24 protein-coding genes are annotated in these 23,630 nt (G+C 69.6%); 13 read left to right on the forward strand and 11 right to left on the reverse strand.

The window, feature by feature from the left end; all coding sequences use genetic code 11:
- Nucleotides 1-39: 39 nt before the first annotated feature.
- From OG729_RS10845 to OG729_RS10875, 7 genes are all read right to left on the reverse strand, one after another.
- Nucleotides 40-501 (reverse strand): hypothetical protein, encoded by a 462-nt coding sequence (locus tag OG729_RS10845; RefSeq protein ID WP_405805760.1) that lies wholly within the window; start codon nt 499-501, stop codon nt 40-42.
- Nucleotides 502-635: 134 nt separating this feature from the next.
- On the reverse strand, nt 636-2,048 hold the full coding sequence (locus OG729_RS10850) for an FAD-binding oxidoreductase (RefSeq protein WP_360875360.1): 1,413 nt from the start codon (nt 2,046-2,048) through the stop codon (nt 636-638).
- Nucleotides 2,049-2,067: 19 nt separating this feature from the next.
- The gene (locus OG729_RS10855) at nt 2,068-2,865 is read right to left on the reverse strand and encodes an ABC transporter permease (RefSeq protein ID WP_328667729.1); all 798 of its coding nucleotides are present in this window, start codon (nt 2,863-2,865) and stop codon (nt 2,068-2,070) included.
- Nucleotides 2,865-3,791: an ABC transporter permease gene (locus OG729_RS10860; RefSeq protein WP_360875356.1), complete on the reverse strand. Its 927-nt coding sequence runs from the start codon at nt 3,789-3,791 to the stop codon at nt 2,865-2,867. The genes OG729_RS10855 and OG729_RS10860 overlap by 1 nt, the downstream gene beginning before the upstream one ends.
- Nucleotides 3,788-4,939: an ABC transporter ATP-binding protein gene (locus OG729_RS10865; protein ID WP_360875353.1), complete on the reverse strand. Its 1,152-nt coding sequence runs from the start codon at nt 4,937-4,939 to the stop codon at nt 3,788-3,790. The genes OG729_RS10860 and OG729_RS10865 overlap by 4 nt, the downstream gene beginning before the upstream one ends.
- Nucleotides 4,940-4,980: 41 nt before the next feature.
- A complete protein-coding gene (locus OG729_RS10870; protein ID WP_405805762.1) occupies nt 4,981-6,228 on the reverse strand; it encodes a PotD/PotF family extracellular solute-binding protein in 1,248 nt (415 codons plus the stop codon).
- Nucleotides 6,229-6,283: 55 nt separating this feature from the next.
- Nucleotides 6,284-7,798, reverse strand: a complete 1,515-nt coding sequence (locus OG729_RS10875; RefSeq protein WP_405805763.1) for a gamma-aminobutyraldehyde dehydrogenase — start codon at nt 7,796-7,798, stop codon at nt 6,284-6,286.
- Nucleotides 7,799-7,973: 175 nt separating this feature from the next.
- Between OG729_RS10875 and OG729_RS10880 the strand changes: the two genes are divergently transcribed.
- Nucleotides 7,974-8,534 (forward strand): NADAR family protein, encoded by a 561-nt coding sequence (locus tag OG729_RS10880; RefSeq protein ID WP_405805764.1) that lies wholly within the window; start codon nt 7,974-7,976, stop codon nt 8,532-8,534.
- Between the two features lie 97 nt (nt 8,535-8,631).
- Here OG729_RS10880 and OG729_RS10885 read toward each other — a convergent pair whose 3' ends face one another.
- A complete protein-coding gene (locus OG729_RS10885; protein ID WP_405805765.1) occupies nt 8,632-9,348 on the reverse strand; it encodes a DUF4190 domain-containing protein in 717 nt (238 codons plus the stop codon).
- A 135-nt stretch (nt 9,349-9,483) separates the two neighbouring features.
- Here OG729_RS10885 and OG729_RS10890 point away from each other — a divergent pair, with 135 nt between their 5' ends.
- The 3 genes from OG729_RS10890 to OG729_RS10900 all read left to right on the forward strand — a co-directional run bounded on the left by OG729_RS10890 (nt 9,484) and on the right by OG729_RS10900 (nt 12,084).
- Nucleotides 9,484-10,509: an adenosine deaminase gene (locus OG729_RS10890; RefSeq protein ID WP_405805767.1), complete on the forward strand. Its 1,026-nt coding sequence runs from the start codon at nt 9,484-9,486 to the stop codon at nt 10,507-10,509.
- Between the two features lie 22 nt (nt 10,510-10,531).
- A complete protein-coding gene (locus tag OG729_RS10895; RefSeq protein ID WP_360875341.1) occupies nt 10,532-11,224 on the forward strand; it encodes a glycerophosphodiester phosphodiesterase in 693 nt (230 codons plus the stop codon).
- Between the two features lie 71 nt (nt 11,225-11,295).
- Complete coding sequence (locus OG729_RS10900) at nt 11,296-12,084, forward strand: SAM-dependent methyltransferase (RefSeq protein ID WP_405805768.1); 789 nt, start codon at nt 11,296-11,298, stop codon at nt 12,082-12,084.
- 10 nt (nt 12,085-12,094) lie between these two features.
- On the opposite strand, the gene OG729_RS10905 is transcribed toward OG729_RS10900, so the two are convergent.
- A complete protein-coding gene (locus OG729_RS10905; protein WP_405805769.1) occupies nt 12,095-12,229 on the reverse strand; it encodes a hypothetical protein in 135 nt (44 codons plus the stop codon).
- A gap of 13 nt (nt 12,230-12,242) precedes the next feature.
- On the reverse strand, nt 12,243-13,397 hold the full coding sequence (locus tag OG729_RS10910; protein WP_360875336.1) for a spermidine/putrescine ABC transporter substrate-binding protein: 1,155 nt from the start codon (nt 13,395-13,397) through the stop codon (nt 12,243-12,245).
- A 162-nt stretch (nt 13,398-13,559) separates the two neighbouring features.
- Here OG729_RS10910 and OG729_RS10915 point away from each other — a divergent pair, with 162 nt between their 5' ends.
- Together OG729_RS10915 and OG729_RS10920 are read left to right on the forward strand one after the other, a co-directional pair.
- The gene (locus tag OG729_RS10915; protein ID WP_405811104.1) at nt 13,560-13,922 is read left to right on the forward strand and encodes a DUF1304 domain-containing protein; all 363 of its coding nucleotides are present in this window, start codon (nt 13,560-13,562) and stop codon (nt 13,920-13,922) included.
- Complete coding sequence (locus OG729_RS10920) at nt 13,919-14,473, forward strand: TetR/AcrR family transcriptional regulator (protein WP_360875333.1); 555 nt, start codon at nt 13,919-13,921, stop codon at nt 14,471-14,473. Before OG729_RS10915 ends, OG729_RS10920 begins: the two co-directional genes overlap by 4 nt.
- Before the next feature lie 371 nt (nt 14,474-14,844).
- On the opposite strand, the gene OG729_RS10925 is transcribed toward OG729_RS10920, so the two are convergent.
- Nucleotides 14,845-16,284, reverse strand: a complete 1,440-nt coding sequence (locus OG729_RS10925; protein ID WP_360875448.1) for a gamma-aminobutyraldehyde dehydrogenase — start codon at nt 16,282-16,284, stop codon at nt 14,845-14,847.
- A 163-nt stretch (nt 16,285-16,447) separates the two neighbouring features.
- Between OG729_RS10925 and OG729_RS10930 the strand changes: the two genes are divergently transcribed.
- From OG729_RS10930 to OG729_RS10960, 7 genes are all read left to right on the forward strand, one after another.
- Nucleotides 16,448-16,954, forward strand: a complete 507-nt coding sequence (locus OG729_RS10930) for an Lrp/AsnC family transcriptional regulator (protein WP_360875331.1) — start codon at nt 16,448-16,450, stop codon at nt 16,952-16,954.
- On the forward strand, nt 16,939-18,318 hold the full coding sequence (locus tag OG729_RS10935; RefSeq protein ID WP_360875329.1) for an aspartate aminotransferase family protein: 1,380 nt from the start codon (nt 16,939-16,941) through the stop codon (nt 18,316-18,318). Before OG729_RS10930 ends, OG729_RS10935 begins: the two co-directional genes overlap by 16 nt.
- A gap of 193 nt (nt 18,319-18,511) precedes the next feature.
- Complete coding sequence (locus OG729_RS10940) at nt 18,512-19,240, forward strand: ATP-binding cassette domain-containing protein (protein WP_360875327.1); 729 nt, start codon at nt 18,512-18,514, stop codon at nt 19,238-19,240.
- Nucleotides 19,222-20,364, forward strand: a complete 1,143-nt coding sequence (locus OG729_RS10945) for a hypothetical protein (RefSeq protein WP_405805772.1) — start codon at nt 19,222-19,224, stop codon at nt 20,362-20,364. Before OG729_RS10940 ends, OG729_RS10945 begins: the two co-directional genes overlap by 19 nt.
- 102 nt (nt 20,365-20,466) lie before the next feature.
- On the forward strand, nt 20,467-21,576 hold the full coding sequence (locus OG729_RS10950) for an LOG family protein (RefSeq protein WP_360875323.1): 1,110 nt from the start codon (nt 20,467-20,469) through the stop codon (nt 21,574-21,576).
- Between the two features lie 84 nt (nt 21,577-21,660).
- Nucleotides 21,661-22,575 (forward strand): hypothetical protein, encoded by a 915-nt coding sequence (locus OG729_RS10955; protein ID WP_405805774.1) that lies wholly within the window; start codon nt 21,661-21,663, stop codon nt 22,573-22,575.
- A 110-nt stretch (nt 22,576-22,685) separates the two neighbouring features.
- On the forward strand, nt 22,686-23,591 hold the full coding sequence (locus tag OG729_RS10960; RefSeq protein WP_405805775.1) for a hypothetical protein: 906 nt from the start codon (nt 22,686-22,688) through the stop codon (nt 23,589-23,591).
- Nucleotides 23,592-23,630 lie beyond the last annotated feature (39 nt).

The following is a 23,630-nucleotide window of genomic DNA, read 5'->3' on the forward strand; positions in this document are numbered from 1 at the left end:
CAATGCCGTTGTCAAGCCCTCCGGCAGCGCGAGGGGCTGTCAGTGCCGGTCGGCGCAGGCGATTTCGGCGGCAGCCTCGTGCATCGCCAGCTCAAGGAGCGCCGGATCGGTGAGCGTGCCGGAGCCGTCGGGAGCTATCAGCCAGCGCACGCCTCGGGTGGGCCACCCCGGGTACGGGACGACGATCCAGGAGCCGGTGCCGGCATTGCGTACGCCCGTGCCGACCCAGCGTTCTGCCGTGCCCCGCGGCACGAAGAAACCCATACGTACATCGCCCAGGTCGGCGACGAGCACCGGTCCCGGCCGGTCGACCAGCCGCGTCAGCACGCCGAGCGTCGGGCAGCCCAGTTCGCCGGGCAGGATCAGCACGTCCCAGCGCCGGCCGGCGGGCAGCAGGGCGACCCCGAGGGGGTTGCGCTCCCACTCCCACCGGCAGGCATCCGGGTCCGGCGCCACCGACGCAAGCCACTCCACCGCAGTCCTGACCCCCGAGCCAGCCATTGTTCCGGCCCCCGTTCCGTGTGCACGAAAGTTGCGTTCACACGGGGAGAGCGGGCTCGGCGCGGAGGATTACGCGGGTTCTGACCACCAATTCGACGAATTCGACGCGGTCTTGCTGCGGCCTCGGGCAGGCCCTAGCTGTCGAAGCCGAGGCCGAGCTTGTCCATCGTCCGCAGCCAGGCATTACGCCTGCCGCCATTGGCATCCGCCCTGGCCAGCGCCCACTTGGTGAGGCCGATACCGGCCCAGGCCACCGGCTCGGGCGGGAAGGGCAGCGGCTTGCTGCGCACCATCTGCAGCTGGGTGCGCTCGGTCTGCGCGCCGGAGAGGAGGTCGAGCATGACGTCCGCTCCGAAGCGGGTCGCTCCCACGCCCAGACCCGTGTACCCGGCGGCATAGGCGACCTTGCCGCCGTGCGCCGTACCGAAGAAGGCGGAGAAGCGCGAGCAGGTGTCGATGGCGCCGCCCCAGGCGTGGCTGAAGCGCAGCCCCTCCAGCTGCGGGAAGCACTGGAAGAAGTGGCCGGCGAGCTTGAGATAGGTCTCGGGCCGGTGGTCCATCTCGGCGGTGACCTTGCCGCCGTACGGATAGATCGCGTCGTAGCCGCCCCAGAGAATCCGGTGGTCGGCGGTGATCCGGAAGTAGTGGAACTGGTTGGCGCTGTCGCCGAGCCCCTGCCGTCGCTTCCAGCCGATCGCGGCCAGCTGCCCGGTGCTGAGCGGTTCGGTCATCAGCGCATAGTCGTAGACCGGGACGGTGTACGCGCGCACCCGCTTGACCAGGGACGGGAAGACATTCGTGCCGAGCGCGACGCGGTCGGCGTAGACACGGCCGTACGGGGTGCGGACCACGGTCCTGTCGCCGGACGAGGCCAGTTCCAGGCCGCTGGTGTTCTCGTAGATGCGTACGCCGAGGTCCGAGCAGGCCTGCTTGAGACCCCAGGCGAGCTTGGCGGGGTGCAGCATGGCTACGCCGCGCCGGTCCCACAGCCCGCCGAGGAAGGTCGGGGAGTTCACCTCGGCGCGTACCGCGTCCTGGTCGAGGAGTTCGAAGCCGGTGAAGCCGAGCCCGCGCACCTCCTCGTACATCTGGTGGAGCTCCTCGAGCTGGTGGGGCTCGGTGGCGACGTCGATCTCACCGGTGCGCTCGAAGTCGCAGTCGATGGAGTACTTGTCGACCGTCTCCTCGATCGCGTCGAGATTGCGGTTGCCGAGCTCCTCCAGCGTGGCCAGCTCGTCGGGCCAGCGGGCGAGGCCATTGCCCAGGCCGTGGGTGAGGGAGGCGGCGCAGAAGCCGCCGTTGCGGCCCGAGGCGGCCCAGCCCACCTCGCGCCCTTCGATCAGTACGACGTCCCGGCCGGGGTCGCGCTCCTTGGCCAGCAGCGCGGTCCACAGTCCGCTGTAGCCGCCGCCGACGACGAGGAGGTCGCAGTGTTCGTCCCCGGTCAGCGCGGGCAGCGCGCCGGGCTTGCCGGGGTCGTCCAGCCAATAGGAGACGGGCTGGGCGTCGGAGAGTGATGAGGCAAAGGTCATGGCAGCTGGGGCCATGGTTTCCACTCCTTCGGAGCTACTTGGACAAGGCGCTGTTCTTCCGCCGGCCGCTGATGATCTGGCCACCGGCCACGATCAGCACGGCGATGGCGAACATCGCTGTGCCGATGACATTGATCTGGACGGGCGTGCCGCGCTGCGCCGAGCCCCACACGAACATGGGGAAGGTGACCGTGTTGCCCGAGTTGAAGTTGGTGATGATGAAGTCGTCGAACGAGAGCGCGAACGCGAGCATCGCGCCGGCCGCGATGCCGGGAGCGGCGATCGGCAGCGTGACCCGTACGAAGGTCTGCACAGGTCCCGCGTACAGGTCGCGCGCGGCCTCCTCGAGCCGGGGGTCCATCGACAGCACACGCGCCTTGACCGCGACCACCACGAAGCTGAGGCAGAACATGGTGTGCGCGATGAGGATGGTCCAGAAGCCCAGCTCCGCGCCCAGGTTGAGGAAGAGCGTGAGCAGGGATGCGGCCATGACGACCTCGGGCATCGCCATCGGCAGGAAGATCAGCGAGTTGACCGCGCCACGCGCCCGGAAGCGGTAGCGGACCAGCGCGAAGGCGATCATCGAGCCGAGGACGGTCGCGCCGATGGTGGCCCACAGCGCGATCTGGAGGGAGAGGGAGAGCGAGCCGCACATGTCGGCGACCCCGCACGGGTCCTTCCAGGCGTCGGTGGAGAACTCCTGCCAGGAGTAGTTGAACCGCCCGGCAGGCTTGTTGAACGAGAACACCATCACGACGATGTTCGGCAGGATCAAGTACGCGAGCGTGATCAGCCCGGCGATGACCACAAGGTTGTTCCGTATCCAGCGCATCAGACCAGGTCCTCCGTTCCGGCCCGGCGGATGTAGACGGTGACCATGATCAGCACGACCGCCATGAGAATGAACGACAGCGCGGCCGCGGTCGGGTAGTCGAGCACCCTCAGGAACTGCGACTGGATGACGTTGCCGACCATCTTGGTGTCGGTGGAGCCGAGCAGTTCGGCATTCACGTAGTCACCGCTGGCCGGGATGAAGGTCAGCAGGGTGCCGGAGACGACGCCGGGCATGGACAGCGGGAAGGTCACCTTGCGGAAGGTGGTGGACCCCTTCGCGTAGAGGTCCCCGGCCGCCTCGTGGAGCCGCGGGTCGATCCGCTCCAGCGACGTGTACAGCGGAAGGATCATGAACGGCAGGAAGTTGTAGGTCAGACCGCAGACGACCGCGAGCGGGGTGGCGAGCAGCCGGTTGCCCTCGGTCATGCCGAGCCAGCCGGTGACGTCCAGGAAGCCGACGCTGTCCAGCACGTTCACCACCGGGCCGCCGTCCGCGAGGATCGTCTTCCAGGCGAGCGTGCGGATCAGGAAGCTGGTGAAGAACGGCGCGATGACCAGGACCAGCAGCAGGTTGCGCCAGCGGCCCGCCTTGAACGCGATCAGATACGCGAGCGGGTAGCCGAGCAGCAGGCAGAGGATCGTGGCCGTGCCGGCGTAGAGGACCGAGCGCAGGAACTGCGGGTAGTACTCGGTCAGCGCGTCCCAGTAGGTCTGGAAGTGCCAGGTGACCTTGAAGCCCCCTTCGAGGGAGCCCGTCTGCACGGATGTCGAGGCCTGGTAGACCAGCGGCAGCGCGAAGAAGACGACCAGCCAGAGTATGCCGGGCAGCAGCAGCCAGTACGGGACGAGCTTGCGGCGTACGGACTGTTTGTGGACGACCGGCTCGGCGACGGGCGAGGCGGGCGGTGCCTCGGTGACGGTCATGGCGTCTCCTCCACCGTCTCCACACCGGCGTCGATGTCCTGGGCGGCGTCGAGACCGAAGGTGTGCTCCGGGTTCCAGTGCAGGACGACCTCGGCGCCGGGCACCAGACGCGGGTCCCGCTCGATGTTCTGTACGTACACCTCCAGCTCCGGACAGACCGGGCTGTCGATGACGAACTGCGTGGAGACGCCGATGAAGCTGGAGTCGGCGATCTTGCCGGTGAACCGGTTGCGGCCGTCGTTGATCGTGCCCGCGTCGTCCGCGTGCGACAGCGATATCTTCTCCGGGCGCACGCCGACCAGCAGCTTCCCGCCGGTGCGCGGCTGGGTGGCGCAGCGCTCGGCGGGCAGCCGCAGCTTGGCGTCGGCGGCCGTGACGATGACCTCGCCGCCGCTGTTGGACGCGACCTCGGCCTCGATGAGGTTGGAGGTGCCCAGGAAGTTGGCGACAAAGGTGGTCTGCGGGTTTTCGTAGAGCTCGGCGGGCGCGCCGAGCTGCTCGACCCTTCCGCCGTTCATGACCGCGACCGTGTCGGCCATGGTCATGGCCTCCTCCTGGTCGTGGGTGACATGCACGAAGGTGATGCCGACCTCGGTCTGGATGCGCTTGAGCTCCAACTGCATCTGGCGGCGCAGCTTGAGGTCGAGGGCGCCGAGGGGCTCGTCGAGGAGCAGCACCTGGGGGTGGTTGATGAGCGCGCGTGCCACGGCTACGCGCTGCTGCTGGCCGCCGGAGAGCTGGTGCGGCTTGCGCTTGGCGAAGTCGCCGAGCTCGACGAGGTCGAGCATGTCGCCGACCTGCTTCTTCACCGACTTGATGCCGCGCCTGCGCAGTCCGAAGGCGACGTTCTCGTAGATGTCGAGGTGCGGGAAGAGCGCATAGCTCTGGAAGACAGTGTTGACGGGGCGTTTGTACGACGGCAGGCCGGTCACGTCCTTGTCGCCGAGGAACACCGTTCCGGTGCTCGGGTCCTCAAGACCGGCGATCATCCGCAGGGTGGTGGTCTTTCCGCAGCCGGAAGCGCCGAGCAGGGCGAAGAACGAGCCCTGCGGGATGGTCAGATCGAGCGGATGGACGGCCGTGAAGCTGCCGAAGGTCTTGCTGATCCCGGAGAGGCGGACGTCGCCGCCCTCTGTCTTTTCAGTCATGGGTCGCGGTCCCAGTGGTGTCGAGGGGAGCAGGGGGCAGGTCAGGCGCCGATGAGCTTGGCGAACTTCTCTTCGTACGCCTTCTCCTCCGCGCTGCTGAGCGAGCGGAAGGCGTGGGACTTGGCGGCCATGGCCTTGTCCGGGAGGATCAGCGTGTTCTCGGCAAGCGACTTGTCGATCTTGGTGAGTTCGGCGGCGACGCCCTCGACCGGGCACACATAGTTGATGTACGCGGCGAGCTGGGCGGCGACGGGGAGCTCGTAGTAGTAGTCGATCAGCCGGGTGGCGTTCTTCTGGTGCCTGGCGTTGGCCGGGACCAGCAGATTGTCGGAGGAGGTCATGTAACCGGCGGCCGGGATCGAGAACTTGATGTCGGGGTTGTCGACCTGAAGCTGAATGAGGTCACCGGCCCAGGCGAGACAGGCAGCGATATCGCCCTTGTCCAGGTCCGAGGTGTAGTCGTTGCCCGTGAAGCGCCGGATCTGCTTCTTGTCGACGCCCTTCTGGAGCCGCCCGATCGCCGCGTCGTAGTCGGCGTCGTTGACCTTGGCCGGGTCTTTGCCCATGTCGAGCAGCGTCATGCCGACCGAGTCACGCATCTCGGTGAGGAAGCCGACCCGGCCCTTGAGCGTGGGGTCGTCGAGGAGCTGCGTGACGGAGTCGACCTTCTTGCCGCCGGTCGCCTTGACGTTGTAGGCGATGACGGTCGAAATGCCCGTCCACGGGTAGGAGTAGGCGCGACCCGGATCCCAGTCGGGGCTGCGGAACTGCGCGGAGAGATTGGCGTACGCGTGCGGCAGCAGCGAGGCGTCGAGCTTCTGCACCCAGCCGAGCCGGATCATCCGCGCGGCCAGCCAGTCGGTGACGCATATCAGGTCACGGCCGGTGTCCTGGCCGGCGGCGAGCTGCGGCTGGATCTTTCCGAAGAACTCGACGTTGTCGTTGATGTCCTCGGTGTACTTGACCTTGATCCCGGTCCGCTTGGTGAACTGCTCCAGCGTGGGACGGTGCTTCTCGTCCTCGCTGACGTCCATGTACTCGGTCCAGTTGGAGAAGCTGATCCGCTTCTCCGCCTCGGAGTGGTCGTCCGAGACCGCTCCTTCTCCCTCGCGCTTCGCGGGCGGGATGCCGCAGGCGCTCAGGGAGGCGAGGCCGCCGACGGTGAGCGCGCCTATACCGCCGGCGCGCAGCATCGAACGGCGGGTGAGGGCGCCCCGGCCGCTGGTGATGCTGCGTCGCATCGCCGCCAGTTGGGCTGCGGACAGGACGTCCGGCTCGTGCTGATCCATGCGCTGTGCCCTTTCGGGATGGTGCCGCCGGTCGAGCGGCGCTGGGCTGGGCTGGCTATCGGTCCCCGAAGATGGTGCGGTGCCAGTCCTTCCGGGCTACCGCGGTGTTGTCGTACATCACGTGCTTGACCTGCGTGTACTCCTCGAAGGAGTACACCGACATGTCCTTTCCGAAGCCTGAGGCCTTGTATCCGCCATGGGGCATCTCACTGATGATCGGAATGTGGTCGTTGACCCAGACACAGCCGGCCTTGATCTCTCGGGTGGCGCGGTTCGCGCGGAACACGTCACGGCTCCAGGCGGAGGCGGCGAGACCGTAAGGGGTGTCGTTGGCGAGTGCGATGCCTTCGTCGTCGGAGTCGAAGGGGAGGACCACGAGGACCGGGCCGAAGATCTCGGACTGGACGATCTCGCTGTCCTGCGCGGCGCCGGCGACGAGGGTGGGCCGGTAGTAGGCGCCGCTCTTCAGCTCTCCCTGGGGTGCTTCGCCGCCGGTGACGACGGTGGCATAGGCGCGTGCCCGGTCGACGAAGCCCGCGACGCGGTCGCGCTGGAGGTGCGAGACCAGCGGGCCGAGGTCGGTGGCCGGGTCGAGCGGGTCGCCGAGGCGGACGGTCGCCATGAGATCGGCGACACCGCTGACGAAGGCGTCGTACAGCGGCCGCTGGACATAGGCGCGGGTGGCGGCCGTGCAGTCCTGGCCGGAGTTGATGAGCGAGCCCGCGACAGCGCCGTGGACGGCGGCCTCCAGGTCGGCGTCGTCGAAGACCACGAACGGGGCCTTGCCCCCGAGTTCGAGGTGGAGACGCTTGACGGTGGCGGTGGCGATCTCGGCGACACGCTTGCCGACCGGGGTGGAACCGGTGAAGGAGGTCATGGCCACGTCGGGGTGGCCGACCAGGTGCTCGCCCGCGTCCCTGCCCGCGCCGTTGACGACATTGACGACGCCGTCCGGAATCCCGGCCTCCGTCGCCGCCGCGGCGAACATCAGCGAGGTGAGCGGGGTGACCTCGGCGGGCTTCAGCACGATGGTGTTGCCTGCGGCGATGGCCGGAAGGACCTTCCAGGCCGCCATCTGGAGCGGGTAGTTCCAGGGGGCGATGGAGCCGACGACGCCGATCGGCTCCCTGCGTACGTACGAGGTGTGGTCGCCGCTGTACTCACCGGCCGACTGCCCCTGGAGATGGCGGGCGGCGCCGGCGAAGAAGGCGGTGTTGTCGACCGTGCCCGGCACGTCGAACTCGGTGCTGAGCTTGATCGGCTTGCCGCACTGCAGGGATTCGGCGTACGCGAGGTCCTCGGCCTGCTCGGCGAGGACGGACGCAAAGCGGTGCAGGGCGTCGGAGCGCTCACCCGGGGTGGCGCCCGCCCAGCCGGGGAAGGCCTCGCGGGCGGCGGCCACGGCGTCGTCGACGTCCGCGGCCGAGGCCAGTTCATAGGTGTGGACCGGCTCGCCGTTGGCGGGGTTCACGATGTCCTGCGTGCGTCCTGAGGTGCCGGACCGCAACCGGCCGCCGATGTACTGCGCGCCGTCCGCGAAGCGGTCCTGTGCCTGGAAGCGGTTGCCCATCACGCTCTCCGTTGCTCCGGCTCGGGTTGAGTGCCGATCCTGACAGAGCAATACCCGTCCAACAAGTGATTCCGTTGTTGCCTTTTGGTTACGCGACGGAATCGGTCGACCATGTGTCGGGTCAGGTAGCTCTTAGGCGTACGGAGTGTCAGTGGTGGATGCCAGACTCGCGTGCATGGGGATGGAAGAGCTGATCGAGCAGGTCAGCAGTAACAGGCGAATCAAGTATCTGCACTTCTGGGGCCACGCGCCGCGCCGGGACGGATCCGTCGGCGCAAGCTGCCTCAGCCAGTGGTGGCCGTCACCCTTCGTGGTCGACGGCGTCCGGTACGCAACGGCCGAGCACTGGATGATGGCGCACAAGGCGCGGCTCTTCGGCGACGCGGACGCCGAGCGGCAGGCGCTCGAGGCGAAGAGCCCGGCGGTGGCGAAGCGGGCGGGGCGGCTGGTGCGCGGCTTCGACGACGCGATATGGGAGCGCGAGCGGTTCGCCATCGTGCGCTCGGGCAGCGTGCACAAGTTCGGACAACATGTCGAGCTGCGCGACTTTCTGCTGGCCACCGGGGACCGGGTGCTCGTCGAGGCCAGCCCGGTGGACCGGGTCTGGGGCATCGGGCTGGCCGCGGACGACGAGCGGGCACAGGACCCGTCGCGCTGGCGCGGGCTCAATCTGCTGGGCTTCGCGCTGATGGAGGCGCGGGAGGAACTGCGCACGGCCGGGGCCCAGCGGGGCTGACCCCGGCCGGCAGGCTGACACGGCGGGCGGGCTGACCCCGCCCAGTGGGGCGACCCCGGCCGGGCGGGGCGGCACCGGCCGGGCGGGGCGGCCGCTGTCAGCGGGTGGCGGCGGGGGCCGGAAGGGCGTCGCCCAGCACCAGGGAGTTCGAGTAGTCGTCGTTGACGCCGTCGTGCTTCCTGTCCTCGTTGATCGCCGTGGTGATGCCCCAGGCCAGCAGCCCGATGACGATCGCGCCGATCGCGATGCCGACGGAGCCGAGGATGATCCCGGCCAGCGCCATACCGCCGTTGGTCGCTTCGCCCCGCTGGGCACGCTTCCTGCCGAGGATGCCGAAGATCAGGGCGAGCACGCCCAGGACGACCGCAACGATTCCGTACAGGCAGAAGAGACAGACGGAGAGGATGCCGAGCACCATCGCGGTGATGCCCATGCCATTGGCGGGGGCGGCCTGCCAGCCGGTCTGGCCGTAGTTCTGGTAGCCCGGGTATCCGGGGTAGCCGCCGTAGGGATCGCCGACGCCGGGCTGCGGGGTGCTCGGGGCGGGGTAGCCGTACGGGCCGGGGGTGGCCTGGGCCGGTCCGCCCGGGGCTACCGGGGGCGGCGGCACCGCACCCATGCCGACCACGGGTTCCACGCTGGGCATCGAGGTGACCGTCGGCTGGTTGTGCACCGGCGAGGCCGTCGGCCCCGCTGCGGCGCCGGGCTTCTCCAACGGCACCTTGGGCTGCGCCGCGCTGCTCTCCGGCGGAGCCCACGGATCGCGGTCGCGGGGCTCGGGCCCGCCCGCCGACCAGGCCTGGTTGTCTGACATACGTTCTCCCCCATTGAGGTCCGCGGCCATGCTACGGCCTGCGTCCGGTCCTCGACCGGGCCCCCCTACGATGATCCTTGACCCGAACAACCCTCGTACACGCCCTCACCCGGCCGTCCCACACGGAGGACCCCGATGACCGATCTGCACCCCTTCATCGCGGGGCTTCCCAAGGCCGAGCTGCATGTGCACCACGTCGGCTCGGCGTCCCCGCGCATCGTCGCCGAACTGGCCGCCCGCCACCCCGACTCCAAGGTCCCCACCGACCCCGAGGCCCTCGCCGACTACTTCACCTTCACCGACTTCGCGCACTTCATCGAGGTCTACCTCTCGGTCGTGGATCTGATCCGCACTCCTGAGGACGTACGGCTGCTCACCTTCGAGGTGGCGCGGGACATGGCCCGGCAGAACATCCGCTACGCCGAGCTGACCATCACGCCCTTCTCCTCCACCCGCCGCGGCATCGAGGAGAAGGCCTTCATGGCGGCGATCGAGGACGCCCGCAAGGCGGCCGAGGCCGAGCTCGGCGTCGTACTGCGCTGGTGCTTCGACATCCCCGGCGAGGCCGGTCTCGAGGCCGCCGAGGAGACCGCGCGGCTGGCGGTGGATCTGCACCCCGAGGGCCTGGTGTCCTTCGGTCTGGGCGGCCCCGAGATCGGTGTGCCGCGGCCGCAGTTCAAGCCGTACTTCGACCGCGCGATCGCGGCCGGCCTGCACTCCGTGCCGCACGCCGGTGAGACGACCGGACCGCAGACGATCTGGGACGCGCTGAACGAGCTGCGCGCCGAGCGCATCGGCCACGGCACCAGCGCGACCGAGGACCCGAAGCTGCTCGCCCATCTCGCGGAGCACCGGATCCCGCTGGAGGTCTGCCCGACCTCGAACATCGCCACCCGCGCGGTCACCGACCTCGACGAGCACCCGATCAAGGAAATGGTCGCGGCCGGTGTGCTGGTGACGATCAACAGCGACGACCCGCCGATGTTCGGCAGCGACCTGAACAACGAGTACGCGGTCGCCGCCCGGCTGCTTCAGCTGGACGAGCGCGGTCTCGCCGATCTCGCCAAGAACGCGGTGGAGGCGTCCTTCCTGGACCCGGCGGGCAAGGCGCGGATCGCGGCCGAGATCGACACGTACACCACGGCGTGGCTCGCGCGCTGACCTGGCACCGACAATGAGTCACATGCGCACCGTCAGTGTCGTGGCCCATCGCGGCGATCCGTACCGCGTCCGCGAGAACACCCTTCCCTCGCTCCGCTCGGCGATCGAGCGGGGCGCGGACGCGGTGGAGATCGATGTACGCCTCACCCGTGACGGCGTGCCCGTGCTGCTGCACGACGACTCGCTGAAACGGCTGTGGGGCCACGACCGGCCGCTCGCCCGGCTCACTCACGCCGAGGTGGCGGAGCTGACCGGCGGCGGGGTGCCGACACTGCGCGATGCGCTGCTCGCGGTCGGGGCGCACCGACTGATGATCGATCTGCCGGGTGCCACGGAGGAATCGGTACGGACGGTCGTCGGCACCGTCCGCGAGCACGGCGCGGGCGAGCGCGTGTACTACTGCGCGGGCGCGACCACCATGCTCGCGGTGCGCGCCGCCGATCCCTCGGCCGAGATCGCGATGACCTGGACGACGTCGGCCCCGCCGCGCCCCGCGCTGCTCGAAGCGGTGCGGCCGCGCTGGCTCAACTACCGGTTCGGGCTGCTCGGCGCGGACCTGACGGACCGTGTCCACAAGGACGGGATGCTCGTCTCGGCCTGGACGGTGGACACCCGGCGCTCCATGCGCCGACTGATCGGGTACGGCGTGGACGCGATCACCACCAACCGCGTCGACGTGCTGCACGCCGCCGTTCTGCGCTCCGCTCCTGTCTGAATTCCCCTCGCGGCAGAGGCTCTTGATCGGTCCGGCATGATGGGCCGCATGCCACCGGCCGAGGAGCAGAAGTGACCGACAGGATCCGCACCGACGTAGCCCACAACGCCAGAGTCTGGAACCACTGGCTGGGCGGCAAGGACAACTACGCGGTCGACCGCGCGGTGGGCGACCACGTCACCAGCCTCTACCCGAGCATCGGCGAGGTGGCACGCGCGGACCGGGCGTTCCTGGGCCGCGCCGTGCGCCATCTGACCGCCGAGGCCGGTGTACGGCAGTACCTGGACATCGGCACCGGCCTGCCCACGGTCGAGAACACCCACGACGTGGCTCAGCAGATAGCCCCCGACGCGCGGATCGCCTATGTCGACAACGACCCGATCGTGCTGGCGCACGCGCGCGCCCTGCTCACCGGTTCCCCGGAGGGCGCGACCGAGTACATCGACGCGGACGCCCACTACCCGGACCGGATCCTTGCCGCCGCCGAGCCGCTGCTGGATCTGAAGCAGCCGGTGGCAGTGATGATGCTGGGCATCCTGAACTTCGTACTGGACACCGACGAGGCCCGGTCGATCGTGCGGCAGCTGCTGGACGCCGTACCCTCCGGCAGCTATCTGGTGCTCACCCATCCGACGCTGGAGCTGGGCGGCGAGGGCAATGCCGCGGCGATGCGGTTCTGGAACGAGAACGCCACGCCGCCGATCACGGCCCGCAGCCGCGCGGAGTTCGCCTCGTTCCTGGACGGTCTTCAGGTCCTGGAGCCGGGAATCGTGTCATGCGCCCGCTGGCGTCACGATCCGGCGACCGAGGGCGAGTTCCCCCAGGTGGCGCAGTTCGGCGCGGTGGGCCGCAAGCCCTGACCCCCAGGGATCACCCTGACAACTCCACGGCCCCGTACGTCTCCCGTATCCAGCGCGGACCGGCCGCCGGCTCTTCGGCGTCGTGCAGCAGCCAGGCGGCGAACAGACCGTACGTCACCGCGGAGTTCACGTGATCATCGCTCATGATCACGAGTCTGCTACAGCCCGACGATCGCGTTCCACCGCTTTGCGAAGGGCGTGCGCTCCTTCGAGGTGATGTCGCGCGCGATCGCGAGGCGCCCCCGCATCTCGTCGTCGGGGAAGATCAGCGGGTCCTCGGCGAGCGCGGCCGTCTCCTCGTCCTTCGACGAGGCCAGGACGTCACGGGCGGCCGGCACCGGGCAGACGTAGTTGACCCAGCTCGCCAGCTCGGCCGCGACCTCCGGCTGGTAGTAGTGGTCGACGAGCGCCTCGGCGTTGTGCTTGTGGCGGGCGAGGTTGGGGATCATCAGGCTCTCCGCCCACAGCTCCCCGCCCTCCTCGGGCACGACGAACTCGATGTCCGGGTTGTCGGCCTGGAGCTGGATGACATCGCCGGAGTACGCCTGACAGGCAAGCACATCGCCGGTGGAGAGGTCCTTGATGTAGTCGTTGCCGGTGAAGCGTCTGATGTGCTTGGCCTTCACCAGCCGCTCGACCTGGTCGCACATGGTGTGGAAGTCGTCGGCGGTCCAGCGGGTGACGTCGACGCCATTGCCCTGCATCAGCAGCGCAAAGGACTCGTCGAGCCCGGACAGCAGCGTGACCCGGCCGCGCAGATCGTCCGCCCACAGCTCGCGGGTGTGCCTGATCTCGCGGCCGAGTTCCTTTCGGTTGTACGCGATGCCGGTGATCCCCGACTGCCAGGGGACGCTGTGCAGCCGCCCGTTGTCGAAGGCGGGGGTGCGCAGCTGCGGGTCGAGGTACTTGGCGACATTGGGCTGCTTGGCCCGGTCCATCTCCTGCACCCAGCCCAGTCGTACGAAACGGGCCGCCATCCAGTCGCTGACGACGACCAGATCGCGGCCGGTCTCCTGATGGTTCATCAGGGCGGGGCTGATCTTCCCGAAGAACTCGTCGTTGTCGTTGATCTCCTCGGTGTAGCGGACGGAGATCCCGGTGCGCTCGGTGAAGGCGTTGAGGGTGGGCCGCTCGGCGGCGTTGTCGTCGTCGGTGTCGATGTAGAGCGGCCAGTTGGCGAAGTCGAGGCTTCTGTCGCGCTCGGAGTCGTCGTGCCGGGCGCGGTCCTCGGGCTGTACGTACGCCGCGGGCACCCCGCATCCGGTGAGCGCGGCGCCGACGGCGAGGCCGAGCAGCAGGGACCGCCGTGACATGGGGTTCATCCGTATCGCTGGCACGTCCGAAGGATGCCGGGCGGCGTACGCGGGCGGCAATGGACGCTGCGTCGACCGCTGCGCACCGCGGGCGACACACTGTCGATCATGGACATATGTCTATACTTACTGGACAGCTGTCTATAAACTTGGGGATTGACGATGAACACAACGGCGAATGTCCTGGTCGGCGTGGTGGCCGCGCTGCACGCCTACATCCTGGTTCTGGAGATGTTCCTGTGGGAGCGCAAGCCGGGCCGCGGCCTCTCCGGCTTCGACGCCGAGATGGCCCGCGCGACCGCCCCGCTCGCCGCCAACCAGGGGCTGTACAACGGCTTTCTCGCGGCCGGCCTGGTCTGGGGCCTGATCGCCGCGGACCCGACGGGGTACCGGGTGCAGGTCTTCTTCACCAGCTGCGTGGTCATCGCGGGCCTCTACGGCGGCTTCACCGCGAACCGGCGCATCCTGGTGGCGCAGGCGCTGCCGGGGGCGCTCGCGCTGGCGGCCGTGCTGGTGGCGGGATGAGCGACCCCCGCACGGAACGCACCCGGGCGCGGCTGCGCGAGGCTCTGCTCGCCGAGTGCGCGGAGCGCCCCCTCGAAGAGGTGAGCGTCGCAGCGCTCGTACGCAGGGCGGGGCTCGGCCGGGCCACGTTCTATCTGCACTACCCGGACCTCGGGGCACTGGCGGTCGACGCCTGCGCGGAGGTCGTACGGAACGCGGTGGACGCCCTGCACGCCTGGCGCGGCACCCCGGACCCGGCCGCTCCGCCGCCCGCTCTGACGGCCTTCTTCACCGAACTCGCCCCGCATGCCGCGCTCTACCGGACCCTGCTGCGCGAGGGCGGCAGCGGCCCGCTGGGCGAACTGCTCCACCGCGAACTGCGTGACCGCAGCCGCAAGGAACGCGAGTTGGCGGGTGCGCCCGCCGCGCCTCTGATCGCCTCGGCGGTGGCAGCGACCTTCGCGGGCGTCCTGGCGGACTGGCTGCACGGAAAGATCGACGCGCCTGCGGAACTGATGGCGTCCCAGATCTGGCGCCTGCTGCTGGCGTTGCACCGGACACCACTGCGATGAGCCCGGCGCGGGCCTGCGCAAGCGCTGCCAGGGGCGCCTCGGAGCCGTCACCCAATGGGCGAGCGCGGGCCGCGAAGCGACAGCCCCAGGCGCGGGAGCGCGTAACCAACACCCACCCCGCGCGCCAGCGCGCGGGGTGGAGAAGCGCGCGCGAAGCGGGCGCCGCAAGGCGCGCCTTGCGGCGGCGAAACCGACAACCCCAGGCGCGGGAGCACGCGAACCAACACCAGGCGTGCGCAAGTGCCGCGAAGCTGGCGCCCCCCGGGCCGCGGGGGCGTACGCCCCCAGTTTCTGCGCCCCGGGGGTCCGCGGGCGCAGCCCCGGTTTCGGGAAGGGGCGGGGTGGGGGAAACTCCCCCACCCCGCAAAGGATTACGCGTCCAGCGACGTCATCACGTGCTTGATCCGCGTGTAGTCGTCGAACCCGTACGCCGACAGGTCCTTCCCGTAACCCGACTTCTTGAACCCGCCGTGCGGCATCTCGGCCACCAGCGGGATGTGCGTGTTGATCCACACACAGCCGAAGTCCAGCGACTTGGACATCCGCATCGCACGCCCGTGGTCCTTGGTCCACACCGACGACGCCAGCGCGTACTCCACTCCGTTCGCCCACTCGAGCGCCTGCGCCTCGTTCGTGAACGACTGGACCGTGATGACCGGGCCGAAGACCTCGTTCTGGATGATCTCGTCGTCCTGCTTGAGGCCGGAGACGACGGTCGGAGCGTAGAAGTACCCCTTCGCGCCGACCCGGTGGCCGCCCGCCTCGACCTTGGCGTGCGCCGGGAGCCGCTCGATGAACCCGGTCACCTGCGCCAGCTGATTGGCGTTGTTCAGCGGGCCGTACAGCACATCGGCGTCGTCCGGCGCACCCGTCTTGGTGTCCGTGGCGGCCTTCGCCAGCGCCGCCACGAACTCGTCGTGGATCGACTCGTGGACAAGGACGCGGGTCGCGGCCGTACAGTCCTGGCCGGCGTTGAAGTAGCCCGCGACCGCGATGTCTTCGACGGCCTTCTCGATGTCCGTGTCCTCGAAGACGACGACCGGGGCCTTGCCGCCCAGCTCCAGGTGGACGCGCTTGACGTCCTTGGCCGCGGACGCGGCGACCTGGATGCCCGCCCGTACGGAACCGGTGATGGACGCCATCGCCGGCGTCGGGTGCTCGACCATCGCGCGGCCGGTCTCACGGTCGCCGCAGATGACGTTGAATACGCCCTTGGGCACGATCGCGCCGATGATCTCGGCCATCAGGACGGTCGACGCGGGGGTCGTGTCGGACGGCTTCAGTACAACGGTGTTGCCCGCCGCCAGCGCAGGCGCGAACTTCCACACCGCCATCATCATCGGGTAGTTCCACGGCGCGACCTGCGCACAGACGCCGACCGGCTCGCGACGGACGATCGACGTCATGCCCTCCATGTACTCGCCGGCCGAACGGCCCTCGAGCATCCGCGCCGCACCGGCGAAGAAGCGGATCTGGTCCACCATCGGCGGGATCTCTTCGGTGCGGGTCAGCTCCAGCGGCTTGCCGGTGTTCTCCGACTCGGCCGCGATCAGGTCCTCGGCCCGCTCCTCCAGGGCGTCCGCGATCTTCAGCAGCACCTTCTGGCGCTCGGCCGGGGTGGTGTCGCGCCAGCCGGGGAAGGCGGCCGCGGCAGCGTCCATGGCGGCGTCGACGTCGGCCTGGCCGGAGAGCGGCGATGTGGCGTAGACGTCACCCGTGGCCGGGTTGACGACGTCGAGGGTCTGGCCGTCGGCGGCGTCTCGGAACTCCCCGTTGATGTAGTTGCGCAGACGACGCAGCTCGGTGGTCACTGTTGCCACCCCTCCTGTCAGATGTCCGATGGGTGAGATACCAGCCTAATCTCTATGGTGACGCTTTCGACAGCCCCGACCCTCGCCAACTTCGGATTCAGTGAGATTCGCAGCTCAGAACAACGAATTTCATTGATCAGGGGTTGCCAGACAGAGGAGTCCCGTGCAAAGTGAGCACGTGGCCAGTCGTAGCGCAGACTCCAGGAACGCGAACGGATCGTCCCCGACGATCGACGCCGTCTCCCTAGCGATCATCGAACAGCTCCAGGAGGACGGGCGCCGTCCGTACGCCGCCATAGGAAAGGCCGTCGGCCTTTCCGAGGCAGCCGTACGACAGCGCGTCCAGAAGCTGCTGGATCAGGGCGTGATGCAGATCGTCGCCGTCACGGACCCGCTCACCGTGGGTCTCAGGCGCCAGGCAATGGTCGGCATCAGGGTCGAGGGTGACGTCGACCCGGTCGCCGATGCGCTCACCGCCATGGCCGAGTGCGAGTACGTGGTGATGACCGCGGGCTCCTTCGACCTGATGGTGGAGATCGTCTGCGAGGACGACGACCACCTTCTCGAAGTGATCAACAAGCGGATCCGTGCGCTCCCCGGCGTCCGGTCCACCGAGAGCTTCGTCTACCTCAAGCTCAAGAAGCAGACCTATATGTGGGGAACCCGATAGCCGTGAGCAAGGACCTCTCCCAGACCGCCTACGACCACCTGTGGATGCACTTCACCCGCATGTCGTCGTACGAGAACGCCCCCGTCCCCACCATCGTCCGCGGTGAGGGCACCTACATCTACGACGACAAGGGCAAGCGGTACCTCGACGGTCTCGCCGGCCTCTTCGTGGTCAACGCCGGCCACGGCCGCGTCGAGCTCGCCGAGGCCGCGTTCAAGCAGGCGCAGGAGCTCGCCTTCTTCCCCGTGTGGTCCTACGCGCACCCGAAGGCCGTGGAGCTTGCCGAGCGGCTCGCCCACCTCGCCCCGGGCGACCTCAACAAGGTCTTCTTCACCACCGGCGGCGGCGAGGCGGTCGAGACCGCCTGGAAGCTGGCGAAGCAGTACTTCAAGCTGCAGGGCAAGCACACCAAGTACAAGGTGATCTCCCGCGCGGTCGCCTACCACGGCACCCCGCAGGGCGCCCTGTCGATCACCGGTCTGCCCGCCCTCAAGGCGCCGTTCGAGCCGCTGGTCCCCGGCGCGCACAAGGTGCCGAACACCAACATCTACCGTGCGCCGATCCACGGCGACGACCCGGAGGCCTTCGGCCGCTGGGCCGCCGACCAGATCGAGCAGCAGATCCTCTTCGAGGGCCCCGAGACCGTCGCCGCGGTCTTCCTCGAGCCGGTGCAGAACGCCGGCGGCTGCTTCCCGCCGCCGCCCGGGTACTTCCAGCGGGTCCGGGAGATCTGCGACCAGTACGACGTGCTGCTCGTCTCGGACGAGGTCATCTGCGCCTTCGGCCGGCTCGGCACGACGTTCGCCTGCGACAAGTTCGGCTACGTACCTGACATGATCACCTGCGCCAAGGGCATGACTTCGGGCTACTCCCCGATCGGCGCGTGCATCGTCTCCGACCGCCTCGCCGAGCCGTTCTACAAGGGCGACAACACCTTCCTGCACGGCTACACCTTCGGCGGCCACCCGGTCTCCGCGGCGGTCGGCCTGGCCAACCTCGACATCTTCGAGAAGGAGGGCCTCAACCAGCACGTCCTGGACAACGAGGGCAACTTCCTCTCCACGCTGCAGAAGCTGCACGACCTGCCGATCGTCGGCGACGTCCGCGGAAACGGCTTCTTCTACGGCATCGAGCTGGTCAAGGACAAGGCCACCAAGGAGTCCTTCACGGACGAGGAGACCGAGCGCGTGCTCTACGGCTTCCTCTCCAAGGCGCTGTACGAGAACGGCCTGTACTGCCGGGCTGACGACCGCGGTGACCCGGTCGTGCAGCTGGCGCCGCCGTTGATCGCCGACCAGTCGACGTTCGACGAGATCGAGCACATCCTGCGGACAGTGCTGACGGAGGCCTGGACAAAGCTCTAGGCCGGCAGAGCCCCCAGTCCCTGCAGCCGTTAACGGCCCGGGTACGCCCATTCGAGTGAGATGGGACGGACCCGGGCCGTGTGCTTCCTCCGACCCCGGTTCTGAATACCTAGCGTGCCGAGTGACCGATCGGCACTGACTTCGTTCCCCCGAAGGGGGGAGTGGAAATCTGATCAGAACCGAGGTGTACGCCATGGTGGCCCCGCCGGACAACGATGTGCTCTGGGCACGTTCCCTGCATCACTCCTACAGCGGCTCGCCCGCGCTCGTCGGTGTGTCGCTCGGTGTGCGGGAGGGCGAGATCCTTGCCGTGCAAGGCGCACGCGGCAGCGGCAAGACCACGCTGCTGCGGTGCCTTTCCGGTCAACTCGTCGCGCAGCAGGGCGAGGTCTGGTTCAACAGCTCCCCCGTGCACACGCTCAAGCCGCTCGCGCGCGAGCGGCTGCGACGGGACCGCTTCGGCTGGATCGACCCCGAGCCGACGCTGGTACCCGAGCTGACGGCATGGGAGAACGCGGCCCTGCCGCTGCTGCTGGGCGGGACCTCGCGCCGCACGGCGAAGAGCGCGGCGATGGAGTGGCTGGAGCGGCTCGACATCGGCGCGTGCGCCCGTATGCGGCCCCATGCGCTGCTCCAGGCGCAGCGGCAGCGGGTCGCCACGGCGCGGGCGCTCGTCGCCACGCCGTCGGTGCTGTTCGCCGACGAGCCGACGGCGACCCTGCACCGCGCGGACCGGGTGCAGGTGCTGCGCACGCTGACGGCCGCGGCCCGATCCCACCGGATCACCGTTGTGCTCGCCACGTACGACCGGGAGGTGGCGGCGCTGGCGGACCGTTCGATCACGCTCGTGGACGGCAGGCGCGTCAACTCGCTCGCGAACGCGGGCACGGAAGGGCGGGCCGAGTGCTCGCTCTCCGTCTAGCCCTGGGCTCACACCCGCTGGTTCTGCTGCGCCGGCTGATGGTGGCGGCGGCGTCGGCGGGTGTCGGCTTCCTGCTGCTGTGCACGCTGACGTACGCGCTGTCCCATCCCGACGAGTCCGGCACGTCCGGACTCCGGCTGCTCTGGTGTCTGATCCCGCTCGCCGCGACGGTGCAGTTCGCGGTGGCGGTGGCGCGTTCGGATCCGAGCACCCGGCCACGGTCCGGGCTCTCGGCGGTCGGCCTGGGGCCGGCCCGGCTCGCCGCGCTGTCCGCCGTCTCGACGGCCGTCTCCGGCACGCTCGGCAGCATGGTCGCGCTGCTGGTCTTCCTGTATCTGCGGGGTGATCTGACGGGGCTGCCGTTCGACGGAGCGGCCGAACTGCTGGCCGCGGGCGAGCCGCTGCCGCTGGCGGCCGCGCTGACCCTGCTCACTCCGGTGCCGCTGCTGGCCTCGGTGGCCGCGGCGCTGGCCCTGCGCCCGCGCCGCACCACTGCGCCCCCGGACGCGCCGGCACCTGCGCCGACCGGGCTGCCGTGGGGGGTCGCCCTGATGGCCGCGGGCCTGGCGGCCGAGACGTACGCGAGCCGCGGTGGCCCGGGCTCGCCGCTCCCTCTTCCCGGCGAGTTCGACGGCAACCCGGCGGGCGTGCTGACGGGCTGGACCCTGACCGCCCTGGGCCTGGCCCTGGCAGGCCCGGGCATCACCCGCCTCTGCGGCCGCCTCCTCCAGTCCCTCCGGCCGGGCCCGACCCGACTTCTGGCGGGCCGGATCCTGATGGAGGAATCCACCCGCATCGGCCGTCCGCTGGGCGTGGTGTGCGCGGTGGCCTCGGGCGCGATCGCGGCAACCTCCGTGTACGACGGGACGCCCCCCGACCCCCTGGGCCCCCTGACGACGCTCGGCGCGGCACTGGTCATGGCCTGCACAACGGCGACGCTGCTGGTCTCGGCCCTCGAATCGCGACAGTCCCGCGCCCCAACGACGGCCGCCCTCCGCCACCTTGGCACCCCCGCAGTCACCCTCCGCAGCGCGGCGGCCCTGCGAGCGGCCACCTTGCTGGCGGCGTTCGCCCCCCTGACATGGGCGGTGGCCGCGGTGGCCGCGATCCCGCTCTCCCGTTAGCGATACGCCGGGCCCTGCCCCGGTTTCGGGGACGGGCGGGGGCGGAACGGTCCCCGCACCCCCCGCACCATCTGCACCACCCGCACCCCCTATCGTGACCGCATGCCGCACCCCACCCCCGACCGCGAGATCGAAACCCTCGACGAGTTCGATCACGTCGTCTCCACCCAATCCCTCGCCGGACACCGCGTCCAGTCCGTCGACCTCACCGAGCGCACCTTCGCGCTCCTCGCCACCGACACCACCGGAGCCGTCTTCCTCGGCTGCCGTATGCAGCCCGACGCCGCCGCCAAGGTCAGGGCCGACGGTGCGCTCGTCTTTCCGCCCATCCCCGATCTGCCCTTCGACCCGTACCGCGGGCTCCTCTACTCGCCCGACGAGCTCTTCGAAGGCCTCTCCACCGGCGGCTACGACGCCACCCCCGACGCCCTCGCCTACGACTGGTTCCAGCAGACCAAGGCCGACGGCGACATCTTCGCCTCGATGCTGCGCTCGATCCACGACGACGCCGTGTCCGACGCCCTCGACGAACTCCTCGTCGGCGCCCGCGTCGTGGGCGTGATGGGCGGGCACGCCATGGCCCGCGGCACGGACGCCTACGCCGGTGCCGCCCGCCTCGGCCGGGTGCTCGCCCGGGACGGGTTCACCGTCGCGACCGGCGGCGGCCCCGGCGCCATGGAGGCCGCCAACCTCGGCGCCTACGCCGCCCCGCACCCCGACGAGATGCTGGACGAGGCGCTCGAACTCCTCGCCAAGGCCCCCTCGTTCGCCCCCTCCATCTCCGACTGGGCCAATGCCGCCTTCGAGATACGAGGCCGCTGGCCCGGCGGCGGCGACTCCGTCGGCATCCCCACCTGGTTCTACGGGCACGAGCCGCCGAACGCCTTCGCCGGCCACATAGCCAAGTACTTCGCGAACGCCACCCGCGAGGACGGCCTCCTCGCCCGCTCCAATGCGGGCGTGATTTTCCTGCCCGGCGCCGCCGGCACGGTCCAGGAGATCTTCGACAACGCGACCCCGAACTACTACGAGTCCCGCGGCGAACCGACCCCCATGGTCCTCGTCAACCGCGCCCACTGGACGGACTCGCTCCCCACCTGGCCGCTGCTGCAGTCCCTCGCGGCCGGCCGCCCGATGGAGTCCCGTATCGCGCTCGTCGAGTCGGTCGACGAGGCCCCCGCCGCACTGCGCCGCCTCGCGGGCCTCGACTGACCGGCCGGCTGAAGCAACTTCCGGCCCTCCACACACGTCTGGCAGTTCGGCAGAGTCACTGCCCCCACGTGAACGGAGCCCTTGGTGCTGATCGGCCTACTGACCGCTGTCGCGGCCTCGATCTGTTACGGCACAGGATCGGTGCTGCAAGCCGTCGGATCCCGCCGGTCCGCCCGGCAGCAGGCAGCCGCCGCCGGTGTCACCCAGCACGGCGGCCCAAGCCTGTCGTCCACCGCGAAGGCCGCGATGACCTGGGAGTTCATCGTCGGCACCATCTTGGACTTCGTCGGCTTCGGCCTGGGCGCGCTGGCCGCGCGGCTGCTCCCCCTCTTCCTGTCCCAGACCGTCATCAGCGCCAACCTGGTGATCACCGCCGTACTGAGCGTCAGGATGCTCGGCATCCGCCTCACCCGCCCCGAATGGGCGTCCATCGCCGTCGTCTGCTCCTCGCTCGTGCTGCTGGCCACGGCGGCGGGCCCGGAGGGCAGCGGCGACACCCCGATCTCGACGCACTGGTGGCTGCTCGCGATCGCCGTGCTGCTGATGGCCGGCGGCACCGTCGTCGTACGCCTCATGGGTTCGAGGGCCGCGATTCTGGCCGGTCTGCTGTCGGGGCTCGGCTTCGGCGCGCTGGGGGTCGGCGTGCGCGTGCTGAACGGCATCGACCCCTTCGACCTGGGCGCTCTGCTGAGCGACCCGGCGCTGTACGCGATCCTGGTGGCCGGTATCGGCGGCATGTATCTGCACACGGTCGCTCTGCAGATCGGCTCGGTCAACGGCGCGACGGCCGCGCTCGTGGTCGGCGAGACCGTGCTGCCGGGCATGATCGGCGTGCTCTGGCTGGGCGACTCCTCGCGCCCCGGATTCGCCTGGGCCGCGATCCTCGGCTTCGTACTTGCGGTGGCGGGCGCGGTCGCGGTGGCCTGGTTCGGCGCGCCGGAGGCGCACGGCGATGAGGTTCAGCCGGAGGCCGAGCCGGAGCTCACCACCGCGCGCTAGCCGGCCCGCCGACCCGCCCCGTGGCGGCCTTCCTTCCCCGGCCGAAGGGGGCTTCACTGGATGCCTGTGTACACCGGCGTGTGTACGCCAACCAAGGGGTGGGGATCCAGATGTGGAACAGACGGGGAGTATTAGCCGCCGGGGCGGCAGCGAGCGTGGCGGCGCTCACCGGGGCCACGCTGCCGGAGGGATCCGAACCCGAACGGCACCGCGGTCCGCTGCAGATCATCACCGGCGAGGACGGGTTCGTGTCCCCGGCGACCGCCCGGGCGGGAGCCGTGACCTTCCGCGTGCGGACCACCAGCCCCCGCACCGGCACCGTCGGCGTCGCCAAGCTGCGCGACGGGGCGACCGAGGCCGAGTTCCGTGCCCGGATGCGGCAGGTGTTCGCCGCCGAGGAACCGGCGGCCGTCATCCAGGCGTCCCGGGAACTGATGGCCACCGTCGACCAGTTGGGCGGGGCGGCTCCCCACCCCGGCGCGGACTCCGACTTCACGCTGCGACTGAGGCCGGGAAGCTATCTCGTACTCGAGTATCTGGACTTCGCGGGTGCGCTCGGCCGAAACCCCGAGCCGGGAGCGGAGTACGTACGTCTTCTCACGGTCCGGGCGCCCGAGTCCGACAGCGGGCCGCCGCGCCCCTGCGGCACTCTGACGGCCCTCGAATCCGACGGCGGTGCCCCGCGCTTCGCGCTGCGCGGCCGGGTCCTTTCCGAGCAGCCCCTCCGCTATGTGAATGCCATGCGCGAGCACGTCGACGAGGCTCGCTTCTATCCCATCGTCGACGACTCGGTCACCGAGGCGGACATCGTGGCGTTCTTCAGGGGTGGGACGAGCATCCCGCCGTTCGACTTCGCGGGTGCGCTCGGCACTCCGCCGCTCTCGCCGGGACGGGAGGTGACGTTGCGGATGCCGATGCGCTCGGGGCGGTACGCCGTCGTCAGCTGGGTGCGCAGTCTGGTCGACGCCCAGCCCCTGACCGCGCACGGCCAGCTGCTCATCGTCACTGTTCCCTGACTGTTGACTGTTCCCTTTACTGTTGACTGCTCCCCGACT

Source organism: Streptomyces sp. NBC_00210 (genome assembly GCF_045160975.1).
Lineage (GTDB): Bacteria > Actinomycetota > Actinomycetes > Streptomycetales > Streptomycetaceae > Streptomyces.